This is a genomic window from Pseudomonas sp. zfem003 (assembly GCF_032621675.1).
GTDB classification, from domain to species: Bacteria; Pseudomonadota; Gammaproteobacteria; order Pseudomonadales; family Pseudomonadaceae; genus Metapseudomonas; species Metapseudomonas otitidis.
This window is the reverse complement of record NZ_JAVYJG010000001.1, coordinates 742,695-763,387: the sequence shown is the minus strand read 5'-3', so window position 1 is coordinate 763,387 and position 20,693 is coordinate 742,695. Positions and strand designations below refer to the sequence as shown.

General features: G+C 67.7%; 6 protein-coding genes. 2 read left to right on the top strand and 4 right to left on the bottom strand.

Annotation, left to right across the window (positions count from 1 at the left end; translation table 11 throughout):
• Positions 1–2: 2 nt before the first annotated feature.
• A complete protein-coding gene (locus RTK35_RS03445; protein WP_316907381.1) occupies positions 3–701 on the top strand; it encodes a GntR family transcriptional regulator in 699 nt (232 codons plus the stop codon).
• Here RTK35_RS03445 and RTK35_RS03440 read toward each other — a convergent pair.
• Both RTK35_RS03440 and RTK35_RS03435 read right to left on the bottom strand, forming a co-directional pair.
• Entirely contained in the window at positions 683–1,177 is a 495-nt protein-coding gene (locus tag RTK35_RS03440) for a DUF1543 domain-containing protein (protein ID WP_044400559.1), read from the bottom strand. The two genes, RTK35_RS03445 and RTK35_RS03440, sit on opposite strands and share 19 nt — an antisense overlap.
• Positions 1,178–1,299: 122 nt before the next feature.
• Entirely contained in the window at positions 1,300–2,823 is a 1,524-nt protein-coding gene (locus RTK35_RS03435; protein ID WP_316907380.1) for a sensor domain-containing diguanylate cyclase, read from the bottom strand.
• 153 nt (positions 2,824–2,976) lie between these two features.
• Here RTK35_RS03435 and RTK35_RS03430 point away from each other — a divergent pair, with 153 nt between their 5' ends.
• Positions 2,977–3,954, top strand: coding sequence for a class I SAM-dependent methyltransferase (locus RTK35_RS03430; RefSeq protein ID WP_316907379.1), 978 nt, complete (start codon positions 2,977–2,979; stop codon positions 3,952–3,954).
• 27 nt (positions 3,955–3,981) lie between these two features.
• Here RTK35_RS03430 and RTK35_RS03425 read toward each other — a convergent pair whose 3' ends face one another.
• Both RTK35_RS03425 and RTK35_RS03420 read right to left on the bottom strand, forming a co-directional pair.
• Positions 3,982–4,320 carry a tryptophan synthase subunit beta gene (locus RTK35_RS03425; RefSeq protein ID WP_074968056.1) on the bottom strand — a complete coding sequence of 113 codons (339 nt, stop codon included), beginning with the start codon at positions 4,318–4,320 and terminating at the stop codon, positions 3,982–3,984.
• Positions 4,321–4,445: 125 nt separating this feature from the next.
• The gene (locus RTK35_RS03420) at positions 4,446–20,666 is read right to left on the bottom strand and encodes a retention module-containing protein (RefSeq protein ID WP_316907378.1); all 16,221 of its coding nucleotides are present in this window, start codon (positions 20,664–20,666) and stop codon (positions 4,446–4,448) included.
• Positions 20,667–20,693 lie beyond the last annotated feature (27 nt).

Below are 20,693 nucleotides of genomic sequence, written 5' to 3'. Positions count from 1 at the left end.
CGATGGTGAACGGGCCGCCACGCCTGGCGGAGACCGTCTACCGCCAGCTCAAGGACGACATTGCCGATTTCCGCCTGCTGCCCGGCGACCGCTTCAGCGAGGGCGAGGTAGCCGCGCGCCTGGCGGTGAGTCGCACGCCGGTGCGCCAGGCGCTGGACCGCCTGCAGCAGGAGGGCTACCTGCAGGTGCATTTCCGCAGCGGCTGGGAGGTGTTGCCGTTCGAGTTCGAGCGCTTCGAGGCGTTGTACGACTTGCGCATCGTGCTGGAGCGGGCGGCCATCGAGCGACTGTGCGAGGCCGCCGATGCTGCCGCCAGCCTGGCACCGCTCTGCGCGCGCTGGCAGGTGCCACCGTCCCGGCGCAGCGAGGTGGATGCCGAGGTGGCGGCCTGGGACGAGGCCTTCCACTGCGAACTGGTAGCGGCCGCCGGCAACCCGGAACTGGCGCGGGTGCACCGCGAGGTGAGCGAGCGTATCCGCGTGGTGCGGCGCCTGGATTTCGGGGTGCAAGGGCGGATCGCCGCTACCTACGAGGAGCACGCCGCCGTGCTCGCGGCGATCCTGCGGCGGGATGTGGACGACGCCTGCGCACGCATGACCGCCCACATCGCCCAGAGCCGCGCCCAGGTGCGGCAGGTGACCGCCGCGCGGCTGCGGGCGGCCCGGTGCGTGGCCGGTGGGGGTCAGGACAGGACGATGTAGTCGCTGCGCTGGGTGATGCCCCGGTGCTCGCCTTCGGTGAGGTGGACGTAGCGGCCGTCGAGCAGGTCGATGGGGATGCAGTCGTCCACGTCCAGCAGGGCGTCGGTGTGGGGTTTGTCCCAGCCTGCGTGCATGCGGCGCTTGCCGCGCTCCTTGGCTTCGGCGCGGTCGCGGGCGACCACCAGCAGGTAGCGGTGGGCTTCGCCGAAGGAGCCGGGTTCGTAGCCGCCGAGGTTGATGAAGTAGAGCCGGGGCGAGCCGGGCGCCGGGGCCAGGCTGCTGAGGCTGACGCGGTAGCCGTCGACGCCTTCGATGGCCATCCAGGAGTCGATGTGCAGGCCTTCGCGGCTGCCGAACCACTCTTCACGCAGGCGGGGGTAGGTGTCTTCGATGGTGTCGGCGAAGGCGAACACCACGTCGTGGACTTCGATCTTGGCCCGGGGGTGCCGGCCACCGAGCATGACGACGTACAGCATTGTCGTTGTCGTTCCTTGGAAGAACAGGGGAGGAGAGGCGCCCGGCATCCACTGCCGGGCGGCGCGCCATGGTAGCGCAGGGTGTGGGGCGGAGTGCAGCGCTTTTCGACGGCCTGCCGGGCTCAGGATGCCGGCGGGTGAACCCGGTCACGGCCGGCGTCCTTGGCGTGATACAGGGCTTCGTCGGCGGCCCGCAGCAGCTGCGCTTCGTGGGTGTTGTCCAGGGGCAGGGGCATGTACACGTGGTAGCCGAGGCTGACGGTGACCACGCCGTGGTCGCTGCCGCTGTGGGGGATCTCCAGCGCGCGTACGGCCTGGCGGATCTGTTCGGCGATGCGCTGGGTGTCCTCGGGGTCGGCGTTGGGCAGCAGCAGGGTCATTTCCTCGCCGCCGTAGCGCGCGGCCAGGTCGCCGGGGCGGCGGGCGAAGCCGGCCAGTACCTGGGCGACGGCGCGGATGCACTGGTCGCCGGCAAGGTGGCCGTAGTGGTCGTTGTAGCGCTTGAAGTAATCGATATCGAGCATGACGATGCCCAGCGGTGTGCCCAGGCGCCGGGCCCGGCTGGCCTCAATGGGCAGCACGGCGTCCAGGCGGCGGCGGTTGGCCAGGCCGGTGAGGGCGTCCTCTAGGGCCAGTTGCTCCAGGGTTTCGTGGGCCAGGCGCAGCTCCTCCTCGGCCAGCGCGCCCTGTTCCATCTGCCGCACCAGGGTGGCGGCGAACACGACAAGGCCGGCGATCACCACCACCACCACCAGGCATGAGCGGGCCACCTGGTTGAGCCAGGGGGCGGCGATGGATTGGGTGGAGATGCCGGTCTCCACCAGCAGGGGGTAGTCCTGCAACTGGCGGTAGCTGAACAGGCGCTCGACGTCGTCCAGCGAGGAGCGGGCCACCGTGACCCCGGCTGGCGCTTCCGGCAGCAGGTCCTTGACGATGTGGGTCTTGGCCAGGCTGCGGCTGGTGGCGTAGGGGTCGAAGGGGTGGCGGACGAGGATGGTGCCGTTCTGTTCGGCCAGCACGATAATGCCGCGATCGCCCAGGTCGAAGGTTTCGTAGAAACGGTTGAAGTAGGCCACTTCCAGGGTGGCCACGGCGACGCCGGCGAACTGGCCGTTGCGGTCCTCGATGCGCCGCGAGATGGGGATGACCAGGTCGCCGGTGAAGCGGCTGCGGATCACCTGGCTGATGTGCACGCGGTGGTCGGGGTCGTCCCGGTGGTAGCGAAAGTACTCGCGGTCGGCGTTGTTCATCGGCTGGCCGCCCACCTCGCGGTCAGTCACCACGCAGTTGCCGTCCTTGTCGTAGATGAACAGCTCGTGGAGCTGCGGCAGGAACTGTTGCTGGCGTTTCATCAGCCGGTGCATGCGGGCGGTGTCCAGCCGTTCGAAGCCGTCATGCTCGACCTGTTCGATCAGGTCGTAGAGCAGGGCATCGGCCTGGCGGATGGCGTCGCGCGCGTGTTCGGCGGCGGCGCCGGTGACGTTGGTGGCGCTGACTTCGGCGCGGTGGAACTCCTGCCGGTAGTCGAGCCAGACCTGCCAGGCCTCCATGGCCAGGATCGCCAGGATGGTCAGGGTGGTGAACAGCCGCGCCAGCTGCTGGGTGCGCTGGTGGGGAGGGGGCTTGGAGGGGGCGGGTGCATTCATGCTGTCGGGTCGTGATCCTGGGTACTGCGGGTCCGGGCGGCCTTATCGGTTCCTGCGGGGAACCTTGGTTGTGAGCGTAGCGGAAGGCGCCGATGACTCCAGCGAGGCGGCCCTTGGTTTAGAATGCCGCCCCTTTTCCCGACGCGTATCGCCATGACTCCCGATTCCTTCGACATCCTCCGGCACCGACTCGTCACGGCCCTGGCCGAGCCGCCGGCCGAGACCCGGCGCCTGTTCCATGGCCGTGGCCGGCTCTGGCCGGGGCTGGAGCACGTCACGGTGGACTGGCTGGAGGGCGTGGTGCTGGTGGCGCTGTTCCGTGAGCCGCCGGCCGAGGCGCTGGAAGGCTTGCGTGCGCTGCTGCTGGCGCTGGCCGAGGCCCCTGTCTGGCCTGCTGGAAGCGTTCGCAGTGTACTGCTGCAGCACCGCTATCGACCCGGCAGTGAGACCGAGTGCCTGTGGGGCGAGGCGGTGGATGCCTGGACCATGCACGAGGACGGCCTGGCCTACCGGCTGGACCTGATGCGCAACCAGAACATCGGCCTGTTCCTCGACATGCGCCATGGCCGCCGCTGGGTGCGCGAGGTGGCGGCGGGGCGCCGGGTGCTGAACCTGTTCGCCTACACCTGCGGCTTCTCCGTGACGGCCATCGCCGGGGGCGCCGAGGCGGTGGTGAACCTGGACATGGCCCGCGCGGCACTGGCCCGTGGGCGCGACAACCACCGTCTCAATGGCCATGACCTGGGGCGGGTGAGCTTTCTGGGGCATGAGCTGTTCAAGTCCTGGGGGCGGCTGAAGCGGGAAGGGCCTTACGGGCTGGTGATCATCGATCCACCGTCGTTCCAGCGCGGCAGCTTCGAGCTGGACCGGGACTACCGCAAGATCCTCCGCCGCGTGCCGGAACTGCTGGCCCCCGGCGCCCGGGTGCTGGCCTGCGTGAACGACCCGGCCACCGGGGCCGACTTCATCATTCGCACGATGGGGGAGGAAGCGCCTGGCCTGGTGTTCCGCGAACGCCTGGCCAACCCGCCGGAATTCGCCGACGAGGACCCGGAAGGCGGGCTCAAGGCCCTGGTGTTCGAGTGGGAAGGGGCCGGGCAGGCCGGCCTGGAGCCTGAGGTAGGGCACTAGCCCGGAGGGACGTGCGCGGGGCTGTGCTCAGATCACGCCCGCGTCGTCGTCGTTGATCAGCCGGTTGAGCCCGCCCAGGGCTTCCCGCGCTTGGGTCCGGCTGAGCAGCTTGGACTGGGCGGCCGGCGGCAGGTCGGTGATGCGCAGGACGCCTTTGGTCATCAGTACGCTGATCAGGTCTTCCAGCACCCGGATCATCTCGCTGTCGCTCTGCTTGAGTTGCAGCAGGCTGGCCTCGATGGCCTGGTTGGAGTACCAGGCGAGCACGTCCTGGTCGTCGGCGGGGAGCTGGCCGGTGTGGCCGGCGAACTCGGCCGCTTCGACCCGCACCAGTTTGCCCTGGTCGTCGCGCTGCACGTAAAGCATGGGTACCCCCTGGTTGGACATGATTCGCCGGACGCACATCTATACGCGTGGCCTGGCAAGCAGGCAAGAATGGCCGGGCAGGGCAGCCTTCCCACCGCGCCCTGGCGCGGTGGGAAGGGGCTTCATCAGCTGTGCTCGGTCTTCACCAGCGGGTCGGAGCCGGCCACCAGCGAGCTGACGATCTGCGAGGAGGTCGACCCGTACTGGGTCAGGTCCACGCCTTCGAGCTTGATGGTCACATCGGCGCCGTTGGCGACGTTGCCGCTGGTGCTCACCTGCAGGGTGCTGGTGGCGGTGTCGACCTTGAGGTAGTCAAGGATGTTGTTGGCGTTGGCGGCATCGGGCAGCAGGTCGCTGAGGTCGATGCGGTCGCCTTCGCCGGCGTTGAAGTCCTTGATCACGTCATTGCCGAGGTCGCCGGCCTTCCAGACGAAGATGTCGGCGCCGGCACCGCCGGTGAGGGTGTCGTTGCCCACGCCGCCGATCAGCAGGTCGTTGCCGTCACCGCCATTGAGCAGGTCGTTGCCAGCGTTGCCGTAGAGCACGTCGTGGCCGTTGCCGCCGTTGAGGATGTCGGAGTACTTGCTGCCGTTGATCAGGTCGCTGGCCTCGGTGCCGTTGGTGGTGCCGATGGTGTGCAGCGCCCAGCCGGTGTCGGTCTGCACCAGTTCCTGCCCGGCGCCCGGGGCCTGGAAGATCTCCAGCCCGCTGCCGCTGGCACCCAGCACCTTGTAGGTGGAGTCGGCACTGCCGCTGAGCTTGAACTCAACTTTCAGGCTCGCTGCGCCGCCTTGATCCCAGTACAGGAGTTCCAGGGCCTGCAGGTCGCCACTGAGGCCGACACCGCTGAACACCTTGGTGGTGGTGCTCTGGATGTAGTCGGCTTCGGCTACCACCTGGCCACCGATCAGCAGGCGGTAACCGTCGTCCGCGGTGACGCGGATGTCGTAGGTGCCGCCCTGGGCCAGGTCGAGGAAACCGTGGGCACGGATGATCGCGTCCGAGGTGTCGCCCAGGCCTGCGCCGCCGGCCTTGAGGTTGGAGACGTTGCCGGTACTGGCCGCCGTGAGGAAGTCGTACAGGTTGTTCTGGATGGTGTTGCTGACGTTGCCGATGGTGGTGCCGTTGGACACCGTGCGGTTGTCGCCCAGGTCGTCGCTGAACACGGTGGTGCCGTTCTTCAGGCCGTAGTCGATGACGTTGGCGACGAAGGTGGCGTTGACCGAGGTGGCGGCCGCGTTGTCGTTGGAACCGATCAGGCTGGTGCTGTTGCCAGTGCGAGACTCGACGTAGTCCTCCACCAGCTTGAGGCTGGTGAGGTTCGGCCGCGCGGTGCCGCTTTCGGCATAGCCCCAGTATTCACCGGTCAGGCCGCTGGACAGCGAGGTGCTGGTGTCCGCGACGTTGATGGTGTTGGTGGTGAAGCTTTCATGGCCGACGCCACCGTCGACGATCTTCAGCGTCAGGTGCTGGCTGGCGGAGCTGGCGGTGGTGCCGTTGGGCTCTACCGACACGGCCTTGATGTCCAGGCCGATCTCGCCGCGTACCGAGCCGCTGACCAGCAGCTTGGCGGTGGCCAGTTGGGCTGCGGTCAGGGACACCACGCCGGCGTTCGCGGTGAGGGTGGTGTTGCCGACCACCACGCTGGCCCCGCTGGGCAGGTTGGAGAGGTCGTAGCGCAGGCTCTCGGAACCGTCGGTGTCGGTCAGCGCGCCGCTGATGTAGTTGGCCAGGGCGATGCTGGTCTTGCCGCTGACGCCGCCGTCACCGGCCACCACGCCCTGGGACGAGGTGAGGGTGATGTTGTCGATCAGTGCACCACGGCCGCTGGAGTCGGTGGAGGTGCCGGCCAGCTTGATGGTCAGCGCCTCGGTCTTGCCGGTGCCGGTGAAGCTGAAGTGGATGTTCTCCCAGTTCAGGCTGGACTGGCTGCTGGTGGAGCTGTACTCGCCCACCAGGGTGGTGCCGAGGTAGACCGCGATCTTGGTGAAGCTGGCGTCGAAGCCCGAGCGACCGGCGTAGTCCAGGTTCAGCTCGTAGACCTTGCCGACCTCGGTGGCGACGTTGCGGGTGACGCCCAGGGTCTGGGACATGCTGCCGCCCGCGTCGTTGAGCTCCAGCGCGTCTCCGTTGTTGGTGCCCGGCAGCCTGACGGTGACGTAGCCGCCGGCCTGGTTCTGCATGCTGTCGCCGTTGGCCCAGATTTCGAAGACGTTGTTGCCGCCGTTGCGCACGTCACCGGTGGTGACCAGGGACCAGTTCTCGAAGGTCGGCCCGGCCACGTCCTGGGAGGTGTTGTCGCTGTTGGGCGCCGATTCCCAGGTGGTGGTGAACAGCGTGCTGGCCGCGGCGGACTTCACGGTCAGGGTCGGCACGTCGGCCACCGGGGTGATGTCGATGCTCATGGTGCTGCTGGCGGTGCTCAGGGCGCCGTCGCTGCCGCTGTACTTGAAGGTGGCGTAGGTGGCCTGGTTCAGCCCGACGCCGCTGCCGCCGAAGCTGTCGTGGCCGGACTCGTTGCTGTCCGGCACGAAGCGCAGGCCGCCGGCATCGATCGCCGACTTGGTGATGGTGCTGTTGGCGGTGACGTCGGTCCAAGTGCCGTTCACCTGCATCTGCAGTTTGCCTTCGATCGGCAGGCTCTCGATCTTGATCGACAGGGTGCTGTTGGCGTCGACGTCGCTGACCTTGAAGTCGCTCCAGGCGAAGGTGTAGTTGGTGTCTTCGACGCCGGTGACGTTGGCGCCCGCGACCACCACCGGGGCCTCGTTGACGTTGTTCACCTGGATGGTGAACGACTGGTTGGCGGTGCTGCCGTCGGAGCTGGTGGCCTTGACCACGATGGTGTGGCTGGTGGCGCTCTCGTAGTCCAGCTTGGTGCCGTCGGCGACGGTGACCACGCCGGTGGTGGCGTTGATGGCGAAGCGGCCGCCGGCGTTGTCCACCAGCTCGTATTTGGTGATGGTGGCGCCGACGTCGCCGTCCACGCCCTTGGCCGTGATGCCCACCACGGTGCCGTTGGCAGCGTTCTCGTTGACCTGGTTGGTGGCGGTGTTGCTGTCGGTGATCACGACGCCGTTGTCGTTGACGTTGCCCACCTGGATGGTGAACGACTGGGTGTTGGTGCTGCCGTCGGAGCTGGTGGCCTTGACCACGATGGTGTGACTGGTGGCGCTCTCGAAGTCCAGCTTGGTGCCGTCGGCCACGGTCACGACGCCGGTGGTGGCGTTGATGGCAAAGCGGCCACCCGCGTTATCGGTCAGCTCGTACTGGGTGATGGTGGCGCCGACGTCGCCATCCACGCCCTTGGCAGTCACACCGACCACGGTGCCCGTGGCCGCGTTCTCGTTGACGAAGTTGCTGGCGGTGTCGCTGTCGCTGATGACCACGCCGTTGTCGTTGACGTTGCCTACCTGGATGGTGAACGACTGGGTGTTGGTGCTGCCGTCGGAGCTGGTGGCCTTGACCACGATGGTGTGGCTGGTGGCGCTCTCGTAGTCCAGCTTGGTGCCGTCGGCGACGGTGACCACGCCGGTGGTGGCGTTGATGGCGAAGCGGCCGCCGGCGTTGTCCACCAGTTCGTACTGGGTGATGGTGGCGCCGACGTCGCCGTCCACGCCCTTGGCGGTCACGCCGACCACGGTGCCGTTGGCGGCGTTCTCGTTGACCAGGTTGGTGGCGGCGTCGCTGTCGGTGATGACCACGCCGTTGTCGTTGACGTTGCCCACCTGGATGGTGAACGACTGGGTGTTGGTGCTGCCGTCAGAGCTGGTGGCCTTGACCACGATGGTGTGGCTGGTGGCGGTTTCGAAGTCCAGCTTGGTGCCGTCGGCGACGGTGACCACGCCGGTGGTGGCGTTGATGGCGAAGCGGCCGCCGGCGTTGTCCACCAGCTCGTATTTGGTGATGGTGGCGCCGACGTCGCCGTCCACGCCCTTGGCCGTGATGCCCACCACGGTGCCGTTGGCGGCGTTCTCGTTGACCTGGTTGGTGGCGGTGTTGCTGTCGGTGATCACCACGCCGTTGTCGTTGACGTTGCCCACCTGGATGGTGAACGACTGGGTGTTGGTGCTGCCGTCGGAGCTGGTGGCCTTGACCACGATGGTGTGGCTGGTGGCGCTCTCGAAGTCCAGCTTGGTGCCGTCTGCCACGGTGACCACGCCGGTGGTGGCGTTGATGGCGAAGCGACCACCCGCGTTGTCGGTCAGCTCGTACTTGGTGATGGTGGCGCCCACGTCGCCGTCCACGCCCTTGGCGGTCACGCCGACCACGGTGCCGTTGGCGGCGTTCTCGTTGACCAGGTTGGTGGCGGCGTCGTTGTCGGTGATGACCACGCCGTTGTCGTTGACGTTGCCCACCTGGATGGTGAACGACTGGGTGTTGGTGCTGCCGTCAGAGCTGGTGGCCTTGACCACGATGGTGTGGCTGGTGGCGGTTTCGAAGTCCAGCTTGGTGCCGTCTGCCACGGTGACCACGCCGGTGGTGGCGTTGATGGCGAAGCGACCACCCGCGTTGTCGGTCAGCTCGTACTGGGTGATGGTGGCGCCCACGTCGCCGTCCACGCCCTTGGCGGTCACGCCGACCACGGTGCCGTTGGCGGCGTTTTCGTTGACCTGGTTGGCAGCGGTGTCGCTGTCGCTGATGACCACGCCGTTGTCGTTCACGTTGGTGACGTTCACGGTGACGGTAGCGGTGGCAGCGGTCTTGCCGTCGGTGGCGCTGACCTGCAGCTGGTGCTGGGTGGCGGTCTCGTAGTCCAGCGTCTTGCCGTTGGCCAGGGTGATGACCCCGGTGCTGGCGTTGATGCTGAACAGGCCGGCGTCGTTGCCGCCGGTGATGCTGTAGAACAGCGGCTCGCCGTCGCGGTCCTGATCGGTGCCGGTGAAGCGGTCGCTCAGGTCGGCGATGGTGGTGCCGGCGGCGGTGTTCTCGGCGAAGGTGACGCTGCTGTCGACCAGGCCGGGTGCGTCATCCAGGTTGGCCACCTGGATGGTCATGGTGTTGGGCTGGCTGGAGAACAGGCCGCTCTGGTCCTGCACGGAGAAGCTGAAGGAGCCACTGCTGCTGCCGCTGGCGGTGGGGGTGTAGACCAGCGAGGCGATCTGCGCCGCGGTGACCAGCATGCCCACGGTGACGGCGGTGCCGTTCAGGCTCAGGCTGCCGTTGCCCGGCAGGCTGTTGATGCGGATGGCCTTGAGGCTGTCGCCGGCGTCCACGTCGCTGAAGCCGAACTCGGCAGCGCTGAAGCTGCGCGGGGTGCCTTCGTCGGTCTGCACGGTGTTGTCGGCGCCGGCGGGGGCGTCGTTCACCGGGTGCACGGTGACCGGCAGGGTCAGCGAGGTGGAGGCCTTGTCGCCGTTGGCGCCTTCGGTGGCGGTGGCGGTGACCTTCAGGTCGAAGGTGCCGTTGTAGTTGGCCGGCGGGGTGATGCTCAGATTGCCCAGGTTCCAGCCGCTGATGTCGGCGGTGGTGCTGCCGCTGGTGGCGGTGAAGCTGTGCACGCCGTCGGTCAGGGTGGCGCCTGCGGGGATCTGCGAGATGCCCACGGAGAGGCTTTCCGAACCGTCGGTGTCGTTCAGCGAGGCGGTCAGGCGCGACAGCGGGATGCTGCTGTCCTCGTCACCCTCGTTGACGTTGTAGAGCTGGTAGTAGCCCTTGCCGTCGCTGCCATGCAGGTCGGACAGGTGCAGGCCGTTGCCGGCCAGGTCGCTGGCCTTGGTGTAGAGCTGCACGTTGGCGCTGGACAGGTCCTGCACCGGGCCGTTGCCGACCTTGACGTTGACGTCCAGGGTGCCCGGGCCGCTCTGGTTGTGCTGGTAGATGTCCAGGGTGTAGTAGCCGCTCTGCTGGGCGGTGTAGCTGCCGCTGAACTGGCCGCCGTTGCCGCCCCAGGTGGCGCTGCCCACGGTGGTGCCGCCGACCACGACCATCACGCTGTCGTCGCCGGTGCCGCTGAAGGTGTAGGTCTGGCCTGCTTCCAGGTAGATCAGGCCGGAGAGCTTGTTAGCCACGCCGGCGTTGACGCTGTCGATGTGGGCATCGGCCAGCTTGCCGCTGCTGGTGGGGGTGCCGGCGGCGTCGATGGTGCTCTTCAGGGTGGCCGGGTTGGCGCCGTTGCCGCCGCTGCCCAGGGCCAGGTTGTTCCAGCTCTGTTGCAGCAGGCCGGTGGCGGCGGGGGTGCCGCTCGGCGCCTGGGCGCCCAGGTTCGGGGCGTCGGCCACCGGCTGGATGCCCACCTGGACGGTGGCGGTGCTGTTGCCGCCCTTACCGTCGGTAACGGTGTAGGTGATGGTGTCCGCACCGCTGTAGTTGCCAGTGGGGGTGTAGGCCAGCTTGCCGTCGACGATGCTGACGCTGCCGTGCTGCGCGCTGGCGCCGGTCAGGGTCAGGCTGTCGCCGTCCACGTCGCGGTCGTTGGCCAGCACGTCGATGGTGACGGGGGTGTCTTCCTGGGTGGTGGCGGTGTCGTTGACGGCGGTGGGCGCATCGTTCACCGGCTTGACGGTGATGTCGACCACGGTGTCGACCACGCCGCCCTTGCCGTCGCTGACGGTGACCACGAAGCGATCCGGGCCGTTGTAGTCGCCGTTGGGCTTGTAGGTGTACTCGCCGGTGTTCGGGTCGAGGGTCAGGGTGCCGTTGGTGGTGCCGGTCTTCACGGTGTAGGTGAGGCGGTCGCCGTCCACGTCGGTGGCGGGGATGCGGCTGGTCAGGGTGCCGTCTTCATCCACGCTGGCGGTGCTGTTGGGCGCCACCGGGGCATCGTTGACCGGCTTGACGGTGACGCTGACCACGCTGGTGGTGGTGCCGCCGTTGCCGTCGCTGATGGTGACGGTGAAGGCGTCGCTGCCGTTGAAGTCCTTGGCCGGCTGGTAGGTGTAGGTGCCGTCGGCGTTCATCACCACGGTGCCGTGCTGCGGGCCGTTGCCGTTGGCGATGGTGTAGGTGAGGGTGTCGCCGTCGATGTCGCGGGCGGTCACACGGCCGTCCACCGGGGTGTCCTCGTCGGTGCTGATGCTGGACGGGGAGGCGGTCGGGGCATCGTTGGTCGGCTTGACGGTGATGTTGACCACGGTGTCGGTGACACCGCCCTTGCCGTCGCTGACGGTGACCACGAAGCTGTCCGGCCCGTTGTAGTCGCCGTTGGGCTTGTAGGTGTACTCGCCGGTGTTGGGGTTGAGCACCAGGGTGCCGTTGGTGGTGCCGGTCTTCAGGGTGTAGGTGAGGGTGTCGCCCTCCGCGTCGGTGGCGGGGATGCGGCTGGTCAGGGTGCCGTCCTCGTCCACGCTGGCGGTGCTGTTCGGGGCGTTCGGGGCATCGTTGACCGGGTTGACGATGACGCTGACCAGGCTGGTGGTGGTGCCGCCGTGGCCGTCGCTGATGGTCACGGTGAACGTGTCGGTGCCGTTGAAGTCCTTGGCCGGCTGGTAGGTGTAGGTGCCGTCGGCGTTCATCACCACGGTGCCGTGCTGCGGGCCGTTGCCGTTGGCGATGCTGTAGGTGAGGGTGTCGCCGTCTACGTCACGGGCGATCACGCGGCCGTCGATCGGGGTGTCTTCATCGGTGGTCAGGAACTGCGGGCCGGAGGTCGGTGCGTCGTTGACCGGGTTGACCTTGACCGTCACCACGGAGTCGGCATAGCCGCCCTTCGGATCGTAGACCCGGATGGTGAAGGAATCGGTGCCGTTGTAGTCCTTGTTCGGGGTGTAGGTGTACTCGCCGGTGGCGGTGTTGAGCAGGATCGAGCCGTGGGCCACGCCGGACTGGATCACGTAGCTCAGCTTGTCGCCGTCCACGTCGGTGGCGACGATCTGGCCGCTGACGCTCTTGTCCTCGTCAGTTTCTTTGGTCTGGTCGGTGGTTTCCGGCGCGTCGTTGAACGGCAGGACGTTGATGCTGACCAGGCTGGTGGTTACGCCGCCCTTGCCATCGCTGATGGTGACGGTGAAGGCGTCGGTGCCGTTGTAGTCCTTGGCCGGCATGTAGGAGAAGGTGCCGTCGGGGTTGAGCGTGACGGTGCCGTGCTGCGGGCCGTTGCCGTTGGCGATGCTGTAGGTGAGGGTGTCACCGTCCACGTCGCGGGCATTGATCGTGCCGTTGGCGGCGTTGTCCTCGACGGTGGTCAGGAACAGCGGGCCGGAGGTCGGTGCATCGTTGACCGGGTTGACCTTGACCGTCACCACGGAGTCGGCATAGCCGCCCTTCGGATCGTAGACCCGGATGGTGAAGGTGTCGGTGCCGTTGAAGTCCTTGTTCGGGGTGTAGGTGTACTCACCGGTCACGGTGTTGAGCAGGATCGAGCCGTGAGCCACGCCGGACTGGATCACGTAGCTGAGCTTGTCGCCGTCCACGTCGGTGGCGACGATCTGGCCGCTGACGCTCTTGTCTTCGTCGGTTTCCTTGGTCTGGTCGGTGGTTTCCGGCGCGTCGTTGAACGGCAGGACATTGATGCTGACCAGGCTGGTGGTCACGCCGCCGTGGCCGTCGCTGATGGTGACGGTGAAGGCGTCGGTGCCGTTGTAGTCCTTGGCCGGCATGTAGGAGAAGGTGCCGTCAGGGTTGAGCGTGACGGTGCCGTGCTGCGGGCCGTTGCCGTTGGCAATGCTGTAGGTGAGGGTGTCACCGTCTACGTCGCGGGCATCGATCTTGCCGGTGGCGGCATTGTCTTCGACGGTGGTCAGGTCCAGCGGCTTGGAAGTCGGGAGGTCGTTCACCGGGTTGACGGTGATCCGCACCACGGCGTCGACCACGCCGCCCTTGCCATCGTTGACGGTGACGGTGAAGGAGTCCGGGCCGTTGTAGTTGGCGTTGGGCTTGTAGGTGTACTGACCGGTGGCGGTGTCGAACACCAGGGTGCCGTTGTTGGTCCCGGTCTTCAGGGTGTAGGTCAGGCTGTCGCCATCGGCATCGGTGGCGTTCAGCTGGCTGATGAGGGTGCTGTCCTCGTCCACGCTGACGTTGGCGTTGTTGACCACCGGCAGGTCGTTGATCGGGTTGACCGCCAGGTTGATGGTGCCGTTCACGGTGGCGGTGCCGTCGTTGACGCTGTAGGTGAAGCTGCCCACGGCATCGCCGGCCTTGTAGTCGGCGGGGGCGTTGTACTTCAGGCCCTGCAGCTGGGCGCTGGTGAGGGTCTGGCCATTGCTGACCAGGGTGCCGTCGGCGAGGGTGACCTGGCCGACCACCGGCAGGCCGGTGACCTTGATGGTGAGCACGTCGCCGTCCACGTCGGTGGGCGCCTTGATGCCCAGCGGGGTGCCGACGCTTTCCTCGTTGACGGTGAGGCCGTGGCTGTCCACCACCGGCAGGTCGTTGACCGCGGTGACGCCCACCTTGACGGTGGCGGTGTCGGTGCCGCCCTTGCCGTCGCTGACGGTGTAGGTGAAGGAGCCGGTGCCGTTGAAGTTGGCCGCCGGGGTGAACACCACCTTGCCGTTGACCAGGGCCACGGTGCCGTTGACCGCGTTCTGCACGCTGATGATGGTCAGGCTGTCGCCGTCCACGTCGGTGTCGTTGCCCAGCAGGGTGGCGGGCTCGATGGTCAGCGGGGTGTCTTCAGCGGTCACCAGGCCGTCGAGGCCGTGGCTCAGGCTGTTGCCGCCGAGCACGGTGTAGCTGCCGCCTTCGGGGCGCATCTCCACCTTGAGCTGGGCCTGGCCGCCCTGGTCCCAATAGATGATCTGGATCTGGTGGGCGCCACTGGTGGGCACGTTGAAGGTGGCGAATTCACGGGCGGTCGGGCCCTGGTTGGCGTTGTACTCGGCCACCACCTTGCCGTCGATGACGATGCTGAAGCCGTCGTCGGCGGTGACGCGCAGCTGGTAGTTGCCAGCGGCCAGGTTGACCGAGCCGCTCAGCTCGACGATGGCGTCGGAGGTGTTGGCCGGGTCGGTGTTCAGGCTGGCGGCGTCGCTGCCGAGGAACTTCTGCAGGTTGCCGTTGCCGCCCAGGTCGCTGCTCACGCCGTTGCCGTAGTTCAGCGAGGTGGCAGTGAAGGTGGCGTCGGCGGCGTGCTTGGCGATGAAGTCCTTGACCATCGCCAGGTTGCTCAGGTTCGGGCCGTCGGCGCCTTCGCGGTAGGCGTAGTAGCTGCCCTTCAGGCCGCTGAGGGTCGGGGCGTCGTCACGGGCGTCGGGCGCATCGTTCACCGGGGTGACGCTGATGGTCACGCTGCCGTTCACGGTGGCGGTGCCGTCATTGACGCTGTAGGTGAAGTTGCCCACCGGGTCGCCGGCCTTGTAGTCGGCAGGGGCGTTGTACTTCAGGCCCTGCAGCTGGGCGCTGGTGAGGGTCTGGCCGTTGCTGACCAGGGAACCGTCGGCCAGGGTGATCTGGCCGACCACCGGCAGGCCGGTGACCTTGATGGTGAGCACGTCGCCATCGGCATCGGTGGGCGCCTTGAGGCCCAGCGGGGTGCCGACGCTTTCCTCAGCCACGGTGAGGGGCTTGCTGTCCACCACCGGCAGGTCGTTCACCGGGGTGACGCTGATGGCGACGCTGCCGTTCACGGTGGCGGTGCCGTCATTGACGCTGTAGGTGAAGCTGCCCACCGGGTCGCCGGCCTTGTAGTCGGCGGGGGCGTTGTACTTCAGGCCTTGCAGCTGGGCGCTGGTGAGGGTCTGGCCGTTGCTGACCAGGGAACCGTCGGCGAGGGTGACCTGGCCGACCACCGGCAGGCCGGTGACCTTGATGGTGAGCACGTCGCCGTCGGCATCGGTGGGCGCCTTGAGGCCCAGCGGGGTGCCGACGCTTTCCTCGGCCACGGTGAGGGGTTTGCTGTCCACCACCGGCAGGTCGTTCACCGGGGTGACGCTGACCGCCACGCTGCCGACCACAGTGGTGGTGCCGTCGTTGACGCTGTAGGTGAAGTTGCCCACCGGGTCGCCGGCCTTGTAGTCGGCGGGGGCGTTGTACTTCAGGCCCTGCAGCTGGGCGCTGGTGAGGGTCTGGCCATTGCTGACGGTGGTGCCGTCGGCCAGGGTCACGCGGCCGACCACGGGCAGGCCGGTGACGGTGATGGTGAGCGCATCGCCGTCCACATCGGTGGGCGCCTTGAGGCCCAGCGGGGTGCCGACGCTTTCCTCGGCCACGGTGATGGCGTTGTTGTCCACCACGGGGGCATCGTTGCGGCCTTCGATGGTGACGCTGGCGCTGGTCTTGATCAGGCCGCCGTGGCCGTCGCTGACCTCGTATTCGTAGTTCAGGACCAGGTTCTGGCCCTTGGCCAGGTAGTTGTAGGCGGACGGGTCCACCTTGAGGCTGTTGCTGGCGGCGTCGAAGGTCACGCCGGCGGCGTTGCCGGTGCCGATCTGCTTCAGGTTGATGACGCTGAGCACGTCCTTGGCGTCGACGTCGCTGGCGTTCTGCAGCAGGTTGATGCTGTAGGGCTGGGCGTCTTCGTTGGTCACCGAGGTGATGACGCCGCTGACCACCGGGGCGTCGTTGCTGCCGGTGACGGTGATGGTGACGTCGCGGCTGGCGCTGGCGTTGCTGCCGTCGGTGACGGTCACGCGGTAGACCAGGGTCAGGGTCTCGCCGGCGGCCAGGTAGTCCAGGGAGCCGGCCGGCACGCTGTAGGTCCAGTGCACGGAGCCCTGGCCGTCGCCGGTGGCGGAATCGCTGAGGGTGGCGGCGAGGCTGCCCAGGGCGGCCACGGCCTGGCCATTGCCGTCGGTGGCGCTGACCAGCTGGGTGCTGACGCTGTGGCTGTCGTTGAGGTCGGCGTCTTCGAAGCCGATGTCGCCGGTGGCGCTGAGGTTGCCGGCGTTCTCGCCGGGCACGCCGTCGGCGCGTTCGGTGACGCTGCCGGTCTGCACGGTGGTTTCCAGCACCGGCGCGTCGTTGCGGCCTTCGATGGTCAGGGTGGCGGTGGTGGGGGTGACGCCGCCGTTGCCGTCGACCACGTCGTAGCTGTAGGTGAGCACCAGCTTCTCGCCGGCGGCCAGGTAGTTGTAGGCGTTGGGGTTGACCTGCAGGGTGTTGCCCGAGACGGTCACGCCGGCAGTGTCGCCGCTGCCGACCAGCTTGACGTTGGCCACCGAGAGCACGTCGCTGCGGTCCGCGTCGCTGGCGTTCTGCAGCAGGTCGACCTGCTGGGCGCCGGCGTCTTCGTTCGTGGTGGTGGCGATGGCCGCGCTGACCACGGGGGCATCGTTGACGCCGTCGATCACCACGGTGGCCTGGGTGGTGACCAGGCCGCCATGGCCGTCGCTGACCTGGTACTCGTAGGTGAGGGTGACCTTCTCGCCCTTGGCCAGGTAGTTGTAGGCGCTGGGGTCGAGCACCAGGGTGTTGCCGCTGACGGTCACGCCGGAGGCATCGTTGCCGCTGGTTTCGCGCAGGTTGACGACGTTGAGCACGTCGTTGGCATCGGTGTCACTGGCCTTGGCCAGCAGGTCGATGACCTGGCCGGCGGCGTCTTCGTCGGTGCCGACGCTGATGGCACCGGTGACCACCGGGACATCGTTGACGCCGGTGATGGTCAGGGTCAGCACGCTGTCGCTGCTGAGCTGGCCGTCGGTGGCGGTGAACGGAACCTGGATGACCAGCTTCTCGCCAGCGCCCAGGGACTGATAGGCCGCGTTGCTCGGGTCCAGGGTCCAGGTGCCGTCGGGGTTGAGGCTGAAGCCGGCCGGGGCGTTGCCCTTGAGGCTGAAGGTCAGTTTGTCGCCGTCGACGTCGGTGGCGGCGAGCTGGCCGCCCACGGTGGGGCCGTCCTCGGTGGCGCTGGCGCTGGTGGGGCTGGCCACGGGCGCATCGTTCACCGGGGAGACGTTGATGGTGGCGGTGGCGTTGGTGGAGGTGGCGCCGTTGTTGTCCACGGCCTGGTACTGGAAGGTGGTGGTGCCATTCCAGTCGCTGTCCGGGACGAAGTAGACCGGGCCGGTGACGCTGTCGCCGGCTTTCAGCGGGGTGCCGCCATTGGCCGAGGCGTAGAGCTGGCCGTGCTGGGGCAGGCCGGTGATGACGAAGCCGGTGACGGTGCCATCGACGTCGCTGCCGGCCAGGTCGACCTGGATGCGCGCGGGCTGGTCTTCGCTGCCGCTGGCGGACACGGCGCTGGCCACCGGGGCGTCGTTGGTACCGGTGACGGTGATTTCCAGGTTGGCGGTGTTGCTGGCACCGAATTCGTCGGTGACGGTGACCGGCACCTTGATCACCAGCTGCTCGCCGGCCTTGAGGCTGTCGTAGGCGCTGTGGCTGCTGTCGAAGCTCCAGCTGCCGTTGCTGTTGAGGGTCAGGCCGTCGACGGTGGCGGGGGTGGTGAAGGTCAGTTGGGCGCCGGTGTCGACGTCGGTGGCGACCATCTGGCCGGTGATGACGCCATCGCCTTCATTGGCTGCGGCGGTGGCGGCATCGATCTTCGGCGCATCGTTGGTGCCGGTGACGGTGATGGTCAGGGTGCTCTTCGCACTCAGGCTGCCGTCGCTGACGCTGTAGGGAATGGTCAGGGTCAGGACCTGGCCCTTGGCCAGGCTCTGGTAGCCGGCGGCGCTGGGGTCGAGGGTCCAGGTGCCGTTGGGGTTGAGCTGGAAGCCGTCCGGGGCGGGGCCACTGAGGGTGTAGGTCAGTGTGTCGCCGTCGACGTCGCTGCCATCCAGCTGGCCGCTGATGGGGGCGGCGTCTTCTTCGGTGGCGGCGTCGGTGGCGCCGGCCACGGGGGCATCGTTCACCGGGTTGATGGTCAGGCCGATGCTGTCGTTGTCGGTGAGCTGGCCATCGCTGGTGCGGACGTTGAGGGTGTCCTGGCCGTTGTAGTCGGCGGACGGGACGTACTTAAGGCCCTGCAGGGCGGCGTTGATGGCCTGGGCGCTGCCGGAGAGCACCAGGGTGCCGGTGCCGTTGCCGCTGAAGGTCACGCCGTTGCCGAGGTTGCCCAGGGTCAGGGTGCCGTGGCCGACGCTGAGGGTGGTGGTGAGGGTGTCGCCGTCCACGTCGGTGACGCTGATGGCGTTGCCGTTGGCGGTGCTGAAGGTCTGGCTGCCGTCTTCGTCGAGGGCCTGGGAGCCGGGGACGCTGTTGACCGGGGCGTCGTTGATCGGGTTGATCACCAGTTGCAGCGTGCCGGTGGTGCTCAGGGAGCCGTCGCTGAGGGTGTAGGTGACGGCCGGTACCACGCCGCTGTAGTCGGCGTTGGGGGTGAAGGAGAACTCGCCGTTGGCCAGCAGGGTCAGTTTGCCCACCGACAGGTAGGCGGTGTCGCCGGCCTGGTAGTTCTGCCCGGCGATGCTGAAGCCGGTGACGCTCAGGCTGGTGCTGTCGACGTCGCTGTCGTTGGTCAGCACGTTGCCGGTGGCGACGCTGTCCTCGTCCAGGGTGACGGTTTCGTCCACGGCCACCGGGGCATCGTTGGTGCCGTTGATGGTGACGGTGACGCTGGTCTTGGTGCCGTCGGCGCTGGTGACCTGGAAGGTGTCCACCAGTTTCTGGCCGACGTTCAGCTCGTTGTAGGCGGAGTTGGCGACGTAGCTCCAGTTGCCGGCGGCGTCGATGCTGAAGGTGCCGTAGGTGCCGGCGGTGCCGGTCTGGGCAACGAAGGTGGCCGGGCTGTCGACATCGGTGATGGTCAGGGTGCCGCCGGCGGTGAGGGCGCTGTCGGTTTCGTCCAGCTGCACGTCGGCGCTGCTCAGCACGGCGGCGTCGTTGGTGCCGTTGATGGTGACGGTGACGCTGGTCTTGGTGCCGTCGGCGCTGGTGACCTGGAAGGTGTCCACCAGCTTCTGGCCGACGTTCAGCTCGTTGTAGGCGGCATTGGCGACGTAGGTCCAGTTGCCGGCGGCATCGATGCTGAAGGTGCCGTAGTTGCCGGCGGTGCCGGTCTGGGCGACGAAGGTGGCCGGGCTGTCGATGTCGGTGATGCTGAGGGTGCCGCCGGTGGTGAGGGCGCTGTCGGTCTCATCCAGCTGCACGTCGGCGCTGCCGAGCACGGCGGCGTCGTTCACGCCGGTGACGGTGATGGTCAGGGTGCTGGTGCTCTTGGCGCCGAACTGGTCGGTCACTTCATAGGGCACGGTGAGGGTCAGCTTCTGGCCTTCGGCGAGGGACTGGTAGGCGGCGTTGCCAGCGTCCAGGGTCCAGGCACCGGTCTGCGGGTTGAGGCTGAAGCCGGCGGGGGCCTTGTCGGTGAGGCTGTAGCTGAGCACTGCGCCCTTGTCGGCGTCGCTGGCCTGCAGGGTGCCGCTCACGGTCTGGTCTTCGGTGACGTCGGCGCTGCTGGCGGTGGCGATCGGCGCGTCGTTGGCGCCATTGAAGTTGATGGTGATGACGCGGGTGTCGCTGGCGCCGGACGGGTCGCGCACGGTGACGACGAAGCTGTCGCTGGCTTTCTCGCCGTCCTGCAGGCCGTTCACGGCCTTGGCGTCCACGACGTAGGTGTAGGTGCCGTCGGCATTGACGGTCAGTTCGCCGTAGGCGCCCTTGCCGCTGCCGCTCCAGGTCAGCTGGGTGTCGTCCACGTCGGTGGCGGTCAGCTGGCCCTTGATGTCGGCGAAGGTGTCGAGGCCGGCGGTGTCGTTGACGTCGGCGGTGTAGGTGCCGCTGGCCACCGGTGCGTCGTTGACCGGGGTGATGCCCAGGTTGACGGTCAGCGGGGTGGAGGCGCCGCGGCCGTCGGTGGCGGTCACGACGAAGCTGTCGGCGCCGTTGTAGTCCTGGGCCGGGGTGTAGGTCCAGGTGCCGTTGGGGTTGAACACCAGGGTGCCGTTGGCCGGGCCCTGGGTGACGCTGAAGGTGATCAGGTCGCCGTTGGCATCGCGGGCGGTGAAGGTGCCGCTGATCGGGGTGTCTTCCGGCGTGCTCAGGCTGAAGGTGGTGATGGCGCCACCATCGGCGCCGGTGAACTGCGGGGCGATGTTGGGCAGGGCGCCCTGGGTCTCGGTGGTGCCGGAGACGCCGTTGGCCAGGCCCTGGGTGGCGAAACCGATCTGCGCTTCAACGACGCCGCCGGTAGGGTCCAGCAGGACGAAACTGCGGCCACCGCCGGCTTCACCGCCGCTGGTGGAGCCGCCAGCGCTGGTGGCGCCGGCAGCGGTGGCTTCGAAGGTCTGGGTCGGGTCGACGCCAGCGGCGATGGCCTGTTGCAGCTCTTCGGCGCTGGGCGCGGTCTGGGCGGCGCCGTCATCGGCGGCCTGGGGGGCGAATTCATTGCTGGCCCAGCGGGTGTCGCGGCCCAGGTCGATCAGGCGGCCATCGGGCAGCTCGATGGTGACCATGCTGGCCGCGCCGGTGACGATCTCGTCACCCTGGAAGATCCGATCCCCCTCGAAGAGCTGACGCTGCACACCCTCGGCGGAGAGTGCAACGACCTGGCCGATGACGCTTTTCACTACGGCTACGACAGTGCTCATGGGGGTGAATCTCCTGGTTTGGCTTCA